14 protein-coding genes are annotated in these 15,234 nt (G+C 69.7%); 8 read left to right on the top strand and 6 right to left on the bottom strand.

What is annotated here, in order from left to right; translation table 11 throughout:
* Positions 1-2: 2 nt before the first annotated feature.
* Positions 3-806, bottom strand: coding sequence for an adenylate/guanylate cyclase domain-containing protein (locus AB8619_RS03295; protein WP_436795030.1), 804 nt, complete (start codon positions 804-806; stop codon positions 3-5).
* A gap of 130 nt (positions 807-936) precedes the next feature.
* Here AB8619_RS03295 and dxs point away from each other — a divergent pair, with 130 nt between their 5' ends.
* Positions 937-2,799: a 1-deoxy-D-xylulose-5-phosphate synthase gene (dxs, locus tag AB8619_RS03290; RefSeq protein WP_436795029.1), complete on the top strand. Its 1,863-nt coding sequence runs from the start codon at positions 937-939 to the stop codon at positions 2,797-2,799.
* Positions 2,800-3,166: 367 nt separating this feature from the next.
* On the opposite strand, the gene AB8619_RS03285 is transcribed toward dxs, so the two are convergent.
* Complete coding sequence (locus AB8619_RS03285) at positions 3,167-3,820, bottom strand: NifU family protein (RefSeq protein ID WP_436795028.1); 654 nt, start codon at positions 3,818-3,820, stop codon at positions 3,167-3,169.
* Positions 3,821-3,837: 17 nt separating this feature from the next.
* Here AB8619_RS03285 and AB8619_RS03280 point away from each other — a divergent pair, with 17 nt between their 5' ends.
* Together AB8619_RS03280 and AB8619_RS03275 are read left to right on the top strand one after the other, a co-directional pair.
* Positions 3,838-4,677: an enoyl-CoA hydratase/isomerase family protein gene (locus AB8619_RS03280; protein WP_436795027.1), complete on the top strand. Its 840-nt coding sequence runs from the start codon at positions 3,838-3,840 to the stop codon at positions 4,675-4,677.
* A gap of 69 nt (positions 4,678-4,746) precedes the next feature.
* Positions 4,747-5,202 (top strand): hemerythrin domain-containing protein, encoded by a 456-nt coding sequence (locus tag AB8619_RS03275; RefSeq protein ID WP_436795026.1) that lies wholly within the window; start codon positions 4,747-4,749, stop codon positions 5,200-5,202.
* Positions 5,203-5,205: 3 nt separating this feature from the next.
* On the opposite strand, the gene AB8619_RS03270 is transcribed toward AB8619_RS03275, so the two are convergent.
* The gene (locus AB8619_RS03270; RefSeq protein ID WP_436795025.1) at positions 5,206-5,976 is read right to left on the bottom strand and encodes an SDR family NAD(P)-dependent oxidoreductase; all 771 of its coding nucleotides are present in this window, start codon (positions 5,974-5,976) and stop codon (positions 5,206-5,208) included.
* 148 nt (positions 5,977-6,124) lie between these two features.
* Here AB8619_RS03270 and AB8619_RS03265 point away from each other — a divergent pair, with 148 nt between their 5' ends.
* On the top strand, positions 6,125-6,976 hold the full coding sequence (locus AB8619_RS03265) for a patatin-like phospholipase family protein (protein WP_436795024.1): 852 nt from the start codon (positions 6,125-6,127) through the stop codon (positions 6,974-6,976).
* Positions 6,977-6,979: 3 nt separating this feature from the next.
* Here the strand turns inward: AB8619_RS03265 and AB8619_RS03260 are convergent, their stop codons facing one another.
* On the bottom strand, positions 6,980-8,776 hold the full coding sequence (locus tag AB8619_RS03260; RefSeq protein ID WP_436795023.1) for an ABC-F family ATP-binding cassette domain-containing protein: 1,797 nt from the start codon (positions 8,774-8,776) through the stop codon (positions 6,980-6,982).
* 36 nt (positions 8,777-8,812) lie between these two features.
* On the opposite strand from AB8619_RS03260, the gene AB8619_RS03255 reads away from it, so the two are divergent.
* Together AB8619_RS03255 and AB8619_RS03250 are read left to right on the top strand one after the other, a co-directional pair.
* Positions 8,813-9,691 carry an LLM class flavin-dependent oxidoreductase gene (locus tag AB8619_RS03255; RefSeq protein WP_436795022.1) on the top strand — a complete coding sequence of 293 codons (879 nt, stop codon included), beginning with the start codon at positions 8,813-8,815 and terminating at the stop codon, positions 9,689-9,691.
* Positions 9,692-9,875: 184 nt separating this feature from the next.
* On the top strand, positions 9,876-10,511 hold the full coding sequence (locus AB8619_RS03250) for a hypothetical protein (protein WP_436795021.1): 636 nt from the start codon (positions 9,876-9,878) through the stop codon (positions 10,509-10,511).
* 10 nt (positions 10,512-10,521) lie between these two features.
* Here the strand turns inward: AB8619_RS03250 and AB8619_RS03245 are convergent, their stop codons facing one another.
* The gene (locus tag AB8619_RS03245; RefSeq protein WP_436795020.1) at positions 10,522-10,959 is read right to left on the bottom strand and encodes an SRPBCC family protein; all 438 of its coding nucleotides are present in this window, start codon (positions 10,957-10,959) and stop codon (positions 10,522-10,524) included.
* A 57-nt stretch (positions 10,960-11,016) separates the two neighbouring features.
* Between AB8619_RS03245 and dusB the strand changes: the two genes are divergently transcribed.
* Together dusB and AB8619_RS03235 are read left to right on the top strand one after the other, a co-directional pair.
* A complete protein-coding gene (gene dusB / locus AB8619_RS03240) occupies positions 11,017-12,159 on the top strand; it encodes a tRNA dihydrouridine synthase DusB (RefSeq protein WP_436795019.1) in 1,143 nt (380 codons plus the stop codon).
* A gap of 5 nt (positions 12,160-12,164) precedes the next feature.
* Positions 12,165-12,755, top strand: coding sequence for a Maf family protein (locus AB8619_RS03235; protein WP_436795018.1), 591 nt, complete (start codon positions 12,165-12,167; stop codon positions 12,753-12,755).
* Here the strand turns inward: AB8619_RS03235 and AB8619_RS03230 are convergent.
* On the bottom strand, positions 12,752-15,118 hold the full coding sequence (locus tag AB8619_RS03230; RefSeq protein ID WP_436795017.1) for an MMPL family transporter: 2,367 nt from the start codon (positions 15,116-15,118) through the stop codon (positions 12,752-12,754). The genes AB8619_RS03235 and AB8619_RS03230 overlap by 4 nt on opposite strands.
* Positions 15,119-15,234: the final 116 nt, after the last annotated feature.

The following is a 15,234-nucleotide window of genomic DNA, read 5'->3' as shown; positions in this document are numbered from 1 at the left end:
CCTCAGCGAGCCCGGGTCACGGGACAGACCGACACCGATTCGGTCACTCCCTTGAAGTTCCGGCGCCGCGCCCGCCCGAACCGCACGTTGGCGAGGGGCCCGACGGCCGATCGCACGTCGGTGGTCGCGAGCGTCTCGCCACCCTTGGCCGAGTCGGCCACACGGGCGGCGAGGTTGACGTCGTGGCCGATCAGGTCGTCGCCCATGAGCACGGCCTCGCCGTGGTGGATCCCGGCACGGAGACGGAGGTCGCCGCTGTCGGACTCGCCGATCTCGATCGCCGCCAGCACGGCGGCCTCGGGTGCGGCGAACGTGATCAGCAACCCATCACCGATCTTCTTGACGATCCGACCGCCCCGGCTGCGGATGACCGGCCCGACCGACTTGTGGTGGCGGTCGAGCAGTGCTCGGGCTGCCTCGTCGCCCTCGCGGCTGGTGAACCGCGTGAACCCCTCGAGGTCGGTGAACACGATCGTCATCGGGTGGGCCTGTCCACCGCCGTCGTCGCTCTCGGACTCCATCGACAGCATCTGGATCGCGTTGAGCCCCATGCTGGCGATGAGGGAGGGCTCGCGCTCGACCGAACGCTCGAGGAATCGCTGCACCACGTCGAGCGAGGTGGCGGTGCGGATCGGGTGGCCGGTCGGGTCGTCGAGCCATGCCTTGTCGACCAGGCCGACCTCGGCTGCGCCCTCGGCGAACTCCGGATGCTCCTTCAGCAGCGACGCCGCGCGCTCGGTCAACGAGCGACGGATCGCACCGACGACGCCTTGGCCCTCTTCACGGGCACGCTCGATCGACCCCATCGGGCCGAATCTAGACGCCACCCGGCGTCGGGACCCCTGCGTCGCCCGTCCGGACCCGTTGCCGGTACCGTAGAAACCCTGTACGGCGGATTCGTCCGCCCACGTTCCGCCACGGGAGTCATCTCGACCCATGCTGCTCGATCGCATCAACAGCCCCGCCGATCTGCGAGGTCTGAGCCACGCCCAGCTCGGCGACCTCGCGGTCGAGATCCGGGCGTTCATCGTCGATGCGATCGATGCCTCCCCCGCCGGCGGCCACCTGGGCTCCAACCTGGGCGCGGTCGAGCTCACCCTCGCCGTCCACCGGGTGTTCGAGTCGCCTCGCGACATCGTGCTGTGGGACACCGGCCACCAGGCCTACGTGCACAAGCTGATCACCGGTCGCCGCGAGACCTTCGACACGCTCCGCCAGGAGGGTGGCCTCTCCGGTTACCCCAGCCGGAGCGAGTCACCCCACGACTGGGTCGAGAACAGCCACGCCTCGACCATCGTGAGCTACGCCCACGGCCTCGCCACCGCCATGGACCGCAACGAGATCACCGACCGGCGCATCGTCGCCGTCATCGGCGACGGCTCGCTGACCGGCGGCATGGCCTACGAGGGCCTCAACAACCTCGGCAACAGCGGCTCGAACGCGATCATCATCCTCAACGACAACGGACGCTCGTACGCGCCGACTGCGAGCCGCCTGGGCGACAGCCTGGCCCGCATCCGCCTCGACCCCCGCTACCTCCGCAACAAGGCCCGGTTCGAGAAGTTGCTCCGCGAGGTCCCCCTCCTGGGCGACCGCCTCGAGCGGGGCTTCGAGGCCACCCTCGCCGGGCTACGCGACTACTTCGAGCCGCCGGCGTTCTTCGAGGACCTCGGCATCCGCTACACCGGCCCCTTCGACGGTCATGACGTCGAGGGCCTCGAGAGCGCGCTGCGCGACGCACACGAGTACGAGGGGCCGATCGTGGTCCACGTCCTCACCCAGAAGGGCCGGGGCTACGCGCCGGCCGAGAACGACTCGATCAAGCACATGCACGACATGGGCTCGGTCAAGCCGGGATACTGCGCCGCGGCCTTCTCCGAGGCGCTGATCAAGGAAGCCGACGTCCGACCCGAGGTCGTGGCGATCACCGCCGCGATGCCCGACTCGACGGGTCTCCTGCCCTTCGCCGAGCGGTTCCCCGACCGGGTCTTCGACGTGGGCATCGCCGAACAGCACGCCGTGACCTCGGCCGCAGGCATGGCGATGGGTGGCCTCCGTCCCGTCATCGCCGTGTACTCGACGTTCATGTCCCGGGCCTTCGACCAGGTGAACCTCGACGTCGGTCTGCACGACCAGCCCGTCGTCTTCTGCATCGACCGCGCCGGGATCACCGGCAACGACGGCGCCTCCCACCACGGCGTGCTCGACATGGTGTTGTTCACCAAGGTCCCGAACATGACCGTGCTCGCCCCCTCGTCGTACGAGGAGATCGGCGTGATGCTGCACGACGCCCTCGACATCTCCGACGGTCCGGTGATGATCCGCTGGCCCAAGACGCTCCCCTCACGTCCGGCAGAGGACGAGGTCGGCTCCGGGCTCCGGGGCCGCAAGGCGCGCGACGGGAGCGACCTGTGCATCCTCGCGGTCGGCAAGATGCTCGAGGCCTCGCTCGAGGCCGCCGACACCCTCGCCGCCGAAGGGATCGAAGCGACCGTGTGGGACGTCCGATCGGTGAAGCCGCTCGACCCGGCGATGATCGCCGACGCCGCCGGCCATGCGCTGGTGCTGACGGTGGAGGACGGATACCGCAACGGCGGCGCCGGATCGCTCATCACCACGGAGATCACCGATGCGTGCACCGACTCGGCCACGCCGAGGGTCGAGACGCTGGGCATCCCCACCACCTACATCGAGCACGCAGGCGTCGACGACATCCTGCACCGCTTCGGTCTCGACGCCGAGGGCATCGCCGGATCGGCCCGCCGGGCGCACGCCGCCCACGCCCGCTCCCTCTCGTAGAAAAAGTTCACACGGGACCGCAAGGAACGACCGGGACGTCCGTTCCTCGGTCAGCAACGTCAGCGGTTCCCTCCCAGACGTTGTGTTCCCTGCCCGGGACGTCTTCGCTATCCGACCCCAGTGGGGGCGTCCCGTGCAATGGGTTTTCTCTCCGTCCCTGAGGGGACGTTCGAGAAACCGACGATGCTTCGCATCGTCTCGTCTGCCCCAGGGCCGCACGCGAGATTGGTCGTAGTGACCGACGGAGACGTCGTTCGCGCGCCCGTCAGCTTGCACTTCGCGCCAGGATGCGGAATCCTGTGTTCGTTGTCACGTCATGGGGGCGACCAGGGGGAGAGGCCCGGACCGAGGTCCGGGCCTCGTCGCGTCACGAGTAGTAGGGGTTCTCGCCGGCGTCGTGGTCGGTGACGTCGATCACCTCGGTGATCTCGGGGATCGCGCTCGTGATCGATGCCGCGATGCCTTCGCGCAACGTCATGGCCGAGACGGCGCAGCCCTGGCAGCCGCCGCCCATCAGCACGTAGACCTTGTCGCCCTCGACGCCCTTGAGCTCGGCGAACCCGCCGTGCGCGGCGAGGCCGGGGTTGATCTGCTGCTCGAGCAGCTGCTGGACCTGCTCGGCGGTGGTGCCGTGCAGGTCGAGTTCGACACCGGCGAGGGGGTCGGGCCGGTTGGGGTTGCGGAGCACCAGACCGCCCTGGCCGTCGGTACCGGGCAGGTCGAGCGTGGCGCCCTGGAGCGCGTCCATCGAGTCGGCCGGGATCATGACCGGGAGATCGCCCTGGTCGTAGACGTTGTCGGTGTCGGTCGCCTCGGACAGCGGCTCGAACGTGAGGTCGTAGGTGTACTCGGGACCGGCGATCCCGGTCACCGACACCCGGAGGGCGAGGCCGCTGGCGTCTTCCTCGGCTTCGCGGAGCTCGAGCACCTTGGCGACCGCGACCTCGGTGACGGCGAGGATCACACCATCGTCGGCTGCTTCGTCGCTCGGTTCGGGAGTCTCGGTCTCGGTGACGGACATGCCCCTACGCTACCGAGATGGCCTCAGACACCGACATCGACACGCCCGAGCCCGATCCGGTCCTCTACGAGGTCGGCGACGACCACGTCGCGACGATCACGCTCAACCGGCCACATCGGCGCAACGCCATCTCGATCCGCATGCTCAACCGCCTGTCGGAGGTGCTCACCAAGGCCGACGACTCGGTCGACGTCCGCGCCATCGTCCTCACCGGCGCCGGCAAGGGATTCTGCGCCGGACTCGACATCAAGGACGCCATGTCGGGCACCGGCATCGGCGGGTCCGGCGGCGACGGCGGCGGTGGTGGGGCCACGGTGCTCCAGAACACCCGCTCGCTGCCGACCTCGATCCTCTTCGAGATCGACACGCCGATCATCGCCGCCGTGAACGGCGCCGCCGCCGGCTACGGGCTCGACCTCGCCCTCGGCTGCGACATGCGGCTGCTCGGCGAGTCGTCCCGCCTGATGCCTGGCTTCGCCAAGCGCGGCGTGGTCCCCGAGTCCGGCGGCACCTGGTACCTGCCCCGTCTCGTCGGCTGGGCGAAGGCCGCCGAGATCGGGTTCCTCGGCCGTGACCTCGACGCCCAGGCATCGAAGGACATCGGCCTGGCCAATGCCGTCGTCCCCGACGACCAACTCGTGGACGAGGCCCACGCATGGGCACGCGAGATCGCCGCCAACGCACCGCTCGCGATCCGAGCGATGAAGCGTCTGTACCGGCACGGACTCACCGAGGACTTCCCGGCCCACACCCATCACGTGTTGCTCCAGACCATGCAGCTCTTCGGAACCAAGGACTTCTTCGAGGGCATCTCGAGCTTCGCCGAGGGACGCGAGCCGGAGTTCCGCGGGCGCTGACGGTCTGGTCTGCCCTCGGTACGGGTACGGACGGCCGCGTACCCACCACGGCAACCCAGGAGCAGACCCGTGCCAGACCTGACCGTTTTCGAGGCCCTACGCGACGACCACGAGATCCAGCGATCGCTGGCCGACGAGTTGGTGCAGACGGAGGGGGACTCCGACTCGCGTGCGGCGGTGTTCGACCGGCTGAAGACCGAGATGGCGGCGCACGCCGACGCGGAAGAACGCTTCTTCTACATCCCGCTGATGGAACACGACCTCACGCAGGACAAAGCCCGGCACTCGGTCGCCGAACACCATGAACTCGAGGAGCTCATCGAGGATCTCGAGGAGAAGGACCGCTCGTCGGCCGGGTGGCTCACCACGGCGAAGGACCTCCGCGAGCGCCTGACACACCATCTCGACGAGGAGGAGCGCGAGGTCTTCCAGATGGCCGGCAAGGCGCTCACCGAGACGGCGAAGGCCGATCTCGCCGCGTCGTACCGCGGCGAGATGAATCGCCAGCGCGGCGAACACGCCTGACCGTCACCGCATCAACGTCTGACCGCCGCCGTCGACTCGGAGGCGCGTACCGCTGACGTAGGAGCCCTGGGGGCCGACGAGGAAACGGACCACGTCAGCGATGTCCTCGGGCTGACAGACCCGACCGAACGGGAAGCCCGCGCTCAACGTCGAGATGTCGTCCACGCCGCCCGCCTTCACGAGGCGCCGCCCCATCTCGGTGTCGATCAGGCCCGGTGCCACGACGTTGACCCGGATGCCGTTGCGCTGTTCTTCCTTGGCCAGCGTCATCGCCAGCGCCTCCATCGCCGCCTTGCCCATGTTGTAGGGCGCACCGTTGGCCGCGTGGTGGTCGGTGGCGACCGACGAGATGAACACGATGTCGCCCCGTTCGCACTCGCGCATGTGCGGGAGCGCCAGGCGACAGACGTGGTGCGGTCCGATGGCATGGGTGCCGAGGAGCTTCGCGACCTCCCAGTCCTCGGTCTTCGCGACCGACTGGCCGCGGCTCGCCTGGCCCGCGTTGTTGACCAGGATCGAGATCGGTCCGAGTTCGCCGCACACCCGATCGATCATCGCGGCGTCGGCCTCGGGATCGTCGACCGACGCCTGCACGGCGATCGCCCGCCGACCGAGTGCCTCGATCTCGGCCACGGTCTCCGCCGCCGACGCCTCGTCGCGGCGATAGTTCACCGCCACATCGGCGCCGTCCTCGGCGAGGCCGAGGGCGATGGCCCGGCCCGCGCCGCGCCCTCCCCCGGTGACGAGAGCGATCCGGCCTGCGAGTCCTGTCATGCCGGCGGAGGCTACTCAGGCCCGTGCCGATGCGATCGCCGCATCGGGTTTCGGCCGATTCGCACCGTTCTGCATGTCGGTTTCATGTCAAGGCCTTCTGGTCTCGCCGACTCCGGCCGATGATGTCGTCGGGAGAGGGAGGACAGACATGACCGTGACGGATCTGGTGACGCGTCGGCGACCGCGCACGGCGTGGGTGCTCGGGGGCGGCGGCAACCTCGGCAGTGTCCAGGTCGGCATGCTGCGGGCGCTCGTCGACCGGGGCGAGGTGCCCGACCTGGTGGTCGGCTGTTCGGTCGGATCACTGAACGGTCTGGCGATGGCTGCGGACCCGAGCCCGGATGGGGTCGAACGACTGCGAAGGATCTGGCTCGACGTGCGGGGCGACGACCTGTTCCCGGCGACGAAGATGAGCGGCCCGTGGATGCTGCTCAAGAAGTCGCCGAGCCTGTACCCCGACGAGGGGATCCGTTCCCTGATCGACCGCTGCGCTCCGCACGAACACATCGAGGACTACCCGATCCCCTTCGAGTGCGTCGCCACGAACCTGCGCACGGGCCGCGCGCACTGGTTCGATCGAGGGCGCGTCGACCACGCCGTCCTCGCCTCGGCCGCGCTCCCCGCAGCCCTGCCACCGGTCGAGATCGACGGCGAGCACTACATCGACGGCGCCGTGGTCGACAACGTCCCGATCTCCCGAGCGCTCCATCACGCCGTCGATCGGATCATCGTGCTCCATGTGGGCAACTTCGACCGCCCGCGACCGTTGCCGAAACGGCCGATCGACGTGTTGCTGCACTCGTTCTCGATCGCCCGCAACTTCCGGTTCGACGAGGACCTCGCTCGCGTGTCCGACGACGTCGAGGTCATCGTCATCCCCGGGGTCGATCCTGGCTCCATGAAGCGGAACGACTTCGGACGAACGGCGGAGTTGATCGAGCGGGCGCACGCGTCGACGGCAGCGTTCCTCGACGTCCGGGCCCATCAGCAGACCGGCTGAGCACTACAGGAGCCCGGGGTTGACCTCCTCGGCCTCCTCGGCGAGCGCCAACCAGCGCTCCTCGGCCCCGTCGACCGCGGTGCGTGCGGCCGCCATCTGACGACCGAGGTCGGCCAGGGCTTCGTGGTCGCCGATCGCCGATTCGAGACGGACCGCGAGTGCGTCGACGACCTTGGTCGCCTTCGCCAACTCGCGTTCGGCGGCGTTGAGTTCGCGACGGACCGTCGACGGCGATCGTCCCGACTTCTCGGTCGACCGCTGCGCCGGCTTCTTGGCCTTCGGCGCCGGCGCTTCTGTCGTCGTGCTCTTGCCTCGACCGCGTCGCTGCTGCACGTCGGCCAGGTGTGCGGCGACGCCACCGGCCCGACGACCCGCGTTGCCGTTGCCGTCGATCTCGATCACGTCGACCACCGTGCGCTCGAGCAGGGCGCGGTCGTGGGAGACGACGACCAGTGCTCCCGGCCACTCGTCGAGGTGGTCCTCGAGGATCCGGAGGGTGTCGAGGTCGAGGTCGTTGGTCGGCTCGTCGAGGAGCAGGACGTTGGGCTGCGTCATCAGGGCGAGCAACAACTGGAGGCGGCGGCGCTCGCCGCCCGACAGCGTGCCGACCGGTGCCCACTGGGCGTCACCGTCGAACCAGAAGCGCTCCATGAGCGCGGTGTCCTCCCACGACACCTCCTTCTTGCCGCCGGTGACGAGGTCGCGCACCCGGACCGACGGGTCGAGTTCGGCCGCGTCCTGACTGAAGTGCGCAAGGCGGACGGTGGGGCCGGTCTCGACCGTTCCCTCGTCGGGCGCACGCGTCCCCGCGAGGATGCGCAGCAGCGTCGTCTTGCCCGCGCCGTTCGGCCCGACGATGCCGAGGCGGTCACGGGGGTCGAGGTCGACGTCGAGCCCCTCGAACAGCGTCCGACCGTCGACCCGGGCCGCGAGGCCGTGGGCTTCGATCACCCGGTCGCCGAGGCGTGGCGTCCCGAGATGGAGCTCCATCGCCGTGCCACGGATGTCGTCGTTCCGCGGTCCGCCCTTGACCAGCGCCTCGGCCGACTCGATCCTGGCCTTGGGCTTCGAGGTGCGGGCCGGGGCGCCACGACGGAGCCAGGCCAGCTCGACCTTGGCCAGGTTGCGTCGCTTGGCCTCGCTCGACGCGGCGCGGTCTGCACGCTCGGACTTCGCCTCGAGGTACCCGGCGTAGCCGCCCTCGTGGACGTGGGCAGCGCCGCGGTCGAGTTCGAGGATCCGCGTCGTGACCCGGTCGAGGACGTGACGGTCGTGGGTGACGAGGACCAGACCGCCCTTGTACGACGCCAGCCACTCCTCGAGCCACACGATCGCGGCCACGTCCAGGTGGTTGGTCGGCTCGTCGAGGATCAACAGATCGGCGTCGTCGGGAGGGCCACCACCGGGAGGACCACACGTGAGCAACGCCCGCGCCAGGGCGACGCGCTTGATCTGCCCGCCCGAGAGTTGGTCGGTCGGGCGATCGTCGAGGCCGGCGAGCCCCAGCCGGTCGCGTACGGCGGCGGCCTCCCACCGGTCGCCGGTGACGCTGGCGACGGTGCCGGCGGGGAGGGGCGCGTCCTGGTCGAGATGACTGACGCGTGCGCCCTGTCCGCGCCGGATGGTCCCGTCCTCGGGTGGGCGAGAACCGGCCAGTGCTCCGAGCAACGTCGACTTCCCGGTGCCGTTCACGCCGACCACCGCGATCCGGTCGCCGGACGAGATCGTGACCGACAGGTCTTCGAAGAGCACACGGTCGGGTCGGGCGACGCGGAGGTCGGTGGCGTCGACGAGGATCACGCCCGGAGCCTGCCACCGGCTCCCTAGTCTCCCCGAATGGACATCGGGATGTCACTGCCCACGATGGCGTCGGGCTACACGCGCGAGACCACGGTGGAGTGGTGTCGTCGCCTCGACGACTCGCCGTTCTCGAGCGTCTCGGCCGGCGAACGGATGACCTTCCAGAACCCCGAGCTGTTCACGACCCTCGCGGCCGCGGCGGCGCTGACCGAACGTGTCCGCGTCATGGCCAACGTCGTCGTCCTCCCCTGGCACTCCGCCGGTCTCGTGACGAAGCAACTCCTGACCATCGAACAACTTGCTCCCGAACGGCTGGTCGTCGGCGTCGGCGTCGGCGGGCGCGAGGAGGACTACGCCACGGTCGGTGTGCCCTTCGCCAGTCGTCATGCCCGTCTCGATGCCGGGGTGGCCGAGTTCCTGCGCCTGTGGTCGGGCGAGATCCCCGACGGGGCGACGGCACCTCTCGGGCCGCGTCCTTCGGTCGAGTCAGGACCACCACTGCTGGCCGGAGCGCTCGGTCCCAAGGCCATGGCGCGTGCGGCCCAGTGGGCCGACGGCGTGACGGGGTTCTCGGTCGGGGGCGTCGCCGACGAGATGGCGGGAACGTTCCGACTGGCCGAGAAGGCCTGGGGCGAAGCCGGCCGAGCCGAGTCACCTCGCCTGGTGACCGGGTGCTTCTTCGCCTTGGGTCCCGATGCCGGGACACGCCTCCGCGAGGGCGTCCATGCGTACCTCCGGGTCTTCGGCGACCGCTTCGCCGACGCCATGGCCTCGACCGTGACGGCATCGGACCCCGACGCTGTCCGCGCCGTGCTCGACGGCGCCGCCGCAGCCGGAGCCGACGAGGTCGTGCTCGTCCCCATGAGCACCGATCTGGCCTGCCTCACGGAGGCTGCGGTCGTCGTCGCCGACTGAGATCACGCTGGGCGCGAGTCCGCCTCCGCATCGTCCTGCGCCGGCCTCGACCGTGACACTTCTCACCACCTCGGGGACCGTTTGCTGGCGCGTTGGCCGTTGTACGCCGCAGACATGCGCCACGCTCGAGCGGAGCATGGGTCGAGGGAGGGAACGACCCGACCCCGCGAAGGGGGAAACAGTCGTGATCATCTTCCAACGAATGGTGACCTTCCAGGGGCCGGCACAAGAGGTGGTCCCCTGGGCGATGGACATCACCGAGACGGTCAACGGCGCGACCGATCTCGAGGTGTCGTTGTGGCAAGGGAGGTTCGGTGGTCCGGTGGGCACGCTGGCGTGGAGCACGCTCGCCGACAGCCTGACCGCGCTCGAGGCCGCGTTCGACGCGCTCGGCAGCGACGCTGCGTACCTCGACCTGGAGACCAAGGCCGCCGACTGGGTCACCACACCGGGTGAGGACTCGCTGCTGCGCATGGTCCACACCACCGGAGGCGAGTACACCCGGCCAGCCGTCGGCTCCTATGCCGAGGTGACGGCGGCGACTCCATCGGAGGGCCACTTCGCCGAGGCCGGCGCATGGGCGGTGGAGATCGCCGACATGCACGCCCGACTCACGCACTCGTCGGTCCTCGTGTGCACCTCGGGCTATGGCGGGTTCGGCGAGATGCGGTGGCTCGGTCTCTACGACAGCGCCGCCGCGGTCGACGCCGGCGCCGAGGCCATCGCCAAGGACGAGGACTACATCGCGGCGCTCGACGGCGGTGGCGGTCTCTTCCAGGAAGGGAGCGCGACCCGCACGTTGGCACGGCGCATCGCCTGAGTCACCGCCCTCACCACGCCTGGCGGCGGAACTGGTCGACCCCGGTCCGGACGATCCAATCGTGTCCGAACCGGGCGACCGGTGGTGCCAGCGTCGAGATCACTTGGAGTCCACGGTTCGCCGGCTCCAACACCGAGGCCAGGCGGACATCGCACCCGGCGTCGGTCTCCGACAACGTGAGTTCTGCCGTTCCGCGGATGTCGCCGTGCACTGACGCGGTGACCCGCAACGCCTCGTCGACCTCGTCGATGGCGATCGCGAACCGGAGCACGTACGGGAGCGGCGGCTGCACGGTGCACTCCCACTCGGCGCCGGCCTCCATCGCCGCGCCGTCGAGGCGGCGGAGCCACGGCCACCAGCTGCGGTAGTCGTCGGTCCGGGTGAGCGCCTCCCACACCTCGGCCGCCGAACGGTCGAAGTGGTGGGATCGATCGGAGCGGATCTGCACGACCTCAAGGATGCCTGGTTGGGGTCGCGGGTGCGCCGCCAGCAGACTGGTGGCGACATGACTGTGCCGCCTCCGGGGTTCCCCCCACTGCAGATCGGGCCGTTGCGCGCCGATCCGCCCGTCGTCCTGGCTCCGATGGCCGGGGTGACCAACGGCGCGTTCCGTGCGCTGTGCCGGGAGTTCGGCGCGGCCCTCTACGTCAGCGAGATGGTCGGAGCCCGGGCCGTGGTCGAGGGCAACGAGCGCACGTTCGACATCGCCCGGTTCGCCCCGGACGAACCGATCCGCTCGATCCAGCTCTACGGCACCGACCCTGCGGTGATGGGTGAAGCCGTGCGGCGGGTCATCGCCGAGGTCGGCGTCGACCACATCGACCTCAACTTCGGCTGCCCGGCCCGCAAGATCACCCGCCACGGCGGGGGTGCTGCCCTCCCCGTACGGCCACGCCTCTTCGGTGCCGTCGTCGCCGCAGCCGTCGACGCCGCCGGCGACGTCCCGCTCACCGTCAAGATGCGCATCGGCCTCGACGACGAACACCGCACCTGGCTGGTCGCCGGGCGCATGGCCGAGGACGCCGGCGCTGCGGCCGTCGCGGTCCATGCCCGTACGGCCGAACAGCTCTACTCGGGCACCGCCGACTGGTCGACCATCACCCAGCTCAAGGAGACGGTGACGACCATCCCCGTGCTGGGGAACGGCGACATCTGGGAGGCCGAGGACGCGCTCGCCATGATGCGCGAGACCGGGTGCGACGGCGTCGTGATCGGACGCGGTTGCCTCGGTCGACCGTGGCTGTTCCGCGACCTGGTCGCAGCGTTCGCCGGCGAGCCGATCCCCACTCCCCCGACGTCGGGCGAGATCGTCGACACCCTGCGGACCCACGGCCAACTGCTCGCCGAGTGGTTCGGTGAGCTCTCCGGCATGAAGGAACTGCGCAAGCACACCGGCTGGTACCTGCAGGGATTCTCGGTCGGTCGACCGGTGCGCAATGCCCTGCGTCAGGTGTCGAGCCTCGACGAACTCGACCGCCTGCTCGACTTGGTCGACCCGCACCAGCCCTTCCCTCGTGAGGTGCTCCGCCAACCGCGAGGCCACACGACCGGCCCGCGTCCCGTGGCGATGCCCGAAGGCTGGTTGGCCGACGCCGACGCACTCACACCACCTGATCGCCTCGCCGACCTCGCCGTCTCCGGCGGCTGAGCTCCGTGTCCCGGATCATCCTGGCGTCGGCATCGCCGCGCCGTCTCGCCCTGTTGGCCGATCTCGACGTGGCCCCGGTCGTCCGGCCGGCCGACGTCGACGAGACGCCCACCGCCGGCGAGGGTCCCGATTCGCTGGCCGCTCGCCTCGCGGCGGCCAAGGCCCGAGCGGTCGACCGCGAACCCGACGACCTCGTGATCGCTGCCGACACCGTCGTGGCCGTCGCCGGGACCATCCTCGGAAAGCCCGAGGACGACGCCGACGCCCGGCGGATGCTCGGCCTCCTCTCCGGCACGGCCCACCACGTGATCACCGGCGTGCACGTGATCCGCGGCGACGAAGAACGCTGCGCGATCGCCCGCACCGCCATCCGATTCCGGCCGGTCTCGACCCGGGAGATCGCCGACTACGTGGCGACGGGCGAGCCCATGGACAAGGCCGGAGCGTTCGCCATCCAGGGCCTGGCAGCCGACTTCGTCGAACGCATCGACGGCTCGCACAGCAACGTCGTCGGGCTCCCGCTCGATCTGGTGGCCCGGTTGGCCGGCGAGGTCGGAGTTCCCCTCACCCGCCAGCCCGTGGCCGAGTTGCCCTAGACGCCGGCAGGGACTGGTTCGTCACCGGCGGTGGCCTGCTCGGCGGCGATCTCCGCCCGCATGGCGGCGATCTGTTCCTCGTGGTCGGGCGCACCCTCCACGTACAGGCGGGGAAGTGCCTTGTCGAGCCACGCCGGGATCCACCAGTTGCGCTTGCCGAGCAACTCCATGGTGGCGGGCACCAGGAGCATGCGGACGAGCGTTGCGTCCAGGAACACCGCGACGCTGAGGCCGACACCGAACAGCTTGGTGACGCGTGCGTCCTCGAGCAGGAAGCTGCCGAACACCACGACCATGATGGCTGCGGCGGCGGAGATCACCCGAGCGGTCGAGGCGAGTCCGTCGGCCACCGAGTTCTTCGGATCGCCGGTGCGCTCGTACTCCTCCTTCACCCGCGACAGGAGGAAGACCTCGTAGTCCATCGAGAGACCGAAGACGATGGCGAACATCATCATCGGGATGAAGGGCTCGATCGGCGCCGGCTCGATGCCGGTGATCGAGCCCAGGTGGCCCCACTGGAACAACGCGACCACGACGCCGTAGGCGCCGGCGATCGACAGGCCGTTCATGATCACGGCCTTGAGCGGCACCAGCAGCGACCGGAAGACCGCCATCAGGAGCACGAACGACAGGAGCAGCACGACACCGAAGAAGAGCAGGCTCCGGCCACCGAGGTAGCTGCTGAAGTCGACGGACACCGGGACGAATCCCGTGAGGTTGGTGTCGATCTCGGTCGACGCGTCGGCCTCGGCAGCGGGGATGACGTCGGCCCGCAGGCGCTTGATCGTCTCCTCGGTCTCGAGCGACTGGGGCGATGACGCGGGCACGACGAAGACCTGGGCCGCAGTCGGGTTCTCGAGGTCGTTGGGAAGACCGTCGATGGGGTCGCCGGCGGCGGTCGAGGGTCGGACCTCGGCCACACCGGGATCGGCCTCGATGGCACGGACCACAGCGGCGAAGTCGGCGAGGCCCTCGGGGCCGTCGAGCTCGGTCACGGCCAGGAACGGTCCGTTGAACCCGGGGCCGAAGCCCTCGGAGAGCAGGTCGTAGGCCTGCCGGGTCGTGGACTCCTCGGGGTAGTTGCCCTCGTCCGAGAAGCCGAGCCGGATACCGAGCAACGGCGTCGCGAGGAACAGCAGCACCGCGACGCCGCCGATCAGGAACGGCCACGGCCGGTCCTGGATCAGATGGCTCCACTTGTACCAACCGCTCTCCTCGATCGGCTTCCGCTCGCGCTTGGGGACCTCACGGCGCAGGGCCGGGACGAAGAAGCCGGCGACGATGGTCGCGACCGACAGGGCGACCAGCGCCAGCGCGATCACGGGGGGCTGGTTGAGCCCGATGACCAGGAGGGCCGGCGACAGCAGGCCGGCGGCGATCAGGCCACGCCAGCGCGTGACCTCGATGCGGAGCTTGGCGAAGCCGAGCAGTGCCGGCAGGAGCGTCGTCGAGGCGATCATCGTCGACAGGACGGTGACGGCTGCGCCGATGCCGAGACCGGCGACGAACTCGAGGCCGATCAGCAACAAGCCGAGGAGGGAGACGACGACGGTGACGCCGGCGAAGATCACGGCGCGACCCGCGGTGTCCTGGGCTGCGACGGTGGCGGTCTCGGGGTCGTAGCCCTTGTGGAGGCCCTCGCGATAACGGGTGACGATGAAGAGCGCGTAGTCGATGCCCACGCCGAGGCCGATCATGGCCCCGATCACGGTGGCGAAGTCGGGCATGACGGTGACGTTGGAGATGATGCCCGTGAGCGTGATGCCCAGGCTCACGCCGGCCAACGCGACGGCGATCGGGAGGCCCATGGCGAGCACGGAGCCGAACGAGATGATGAGGACCACGATGGCGAACGCCAGACCGATGACCTCGGACGACGGCGGCTCGAAGCCTGCGAGCGCCTCGCCACCGATCTCGATGCGGAGGCCGTCGACCTCGCCCTCGAGCCGGTCGGCGGCGTCACGGAGGTCGCCGCCCAGTTCGCCCGACTCCTCGAAGGTCAGCTCGTCGCTGATCTCGACACGTGCGAATGCGATCTTCCCGGCCTGGTCGCCTTCGGTCGCGATCTGGTTGATCGCTCCCGGGTCGCCCGGCAGCTGCACGGTGACCTCGTCGAGGCTGTCGGCGAGATCGGTGATCTCGGTGAACGCGGCCTGCACAGCGGGGTCGTCCACGCCTTGCTCGGCCTGGATGACGATGGTCCCACCGAAGCCGCTCGACGGGTTGTCGAAGTTGTCCTCGAGGATCTCGAAGCCGGTCCGGCTCTCGGATTCCGGCGCCTCCGGGTCACCACCGAAGTCGACGCCCACGGCCTGGCCGATGACCCCCACGACCATGATGAGCGCGATCCACGCACCGACCACGATTCCACGGTGCCGATAGCACCAGCGTCCGACCTTCATGTACACGGCGAGACCTCCGTCGACGACTCCACCCAGTCTCCCGACGTCCGCATCCACCGACCATCGGGCATGTCCCC

The sequence above is a fragment of the Actinospongiicola halichondriae genome, assembly GCF_049103745.1.
Lineage (GTDB): Bacteria > Actinomycetota > Acidimicrobiia > Acidimicrobiales > Salinilacustritrichaceae > Salinilacustrithrix > Salinilacustrithrix halichondriae.
The sequence above is the reverse complement of the archived record's forward strand: the minus strand, read 5'-3'. Positions and strand labels throughout refer to the sequence as shown.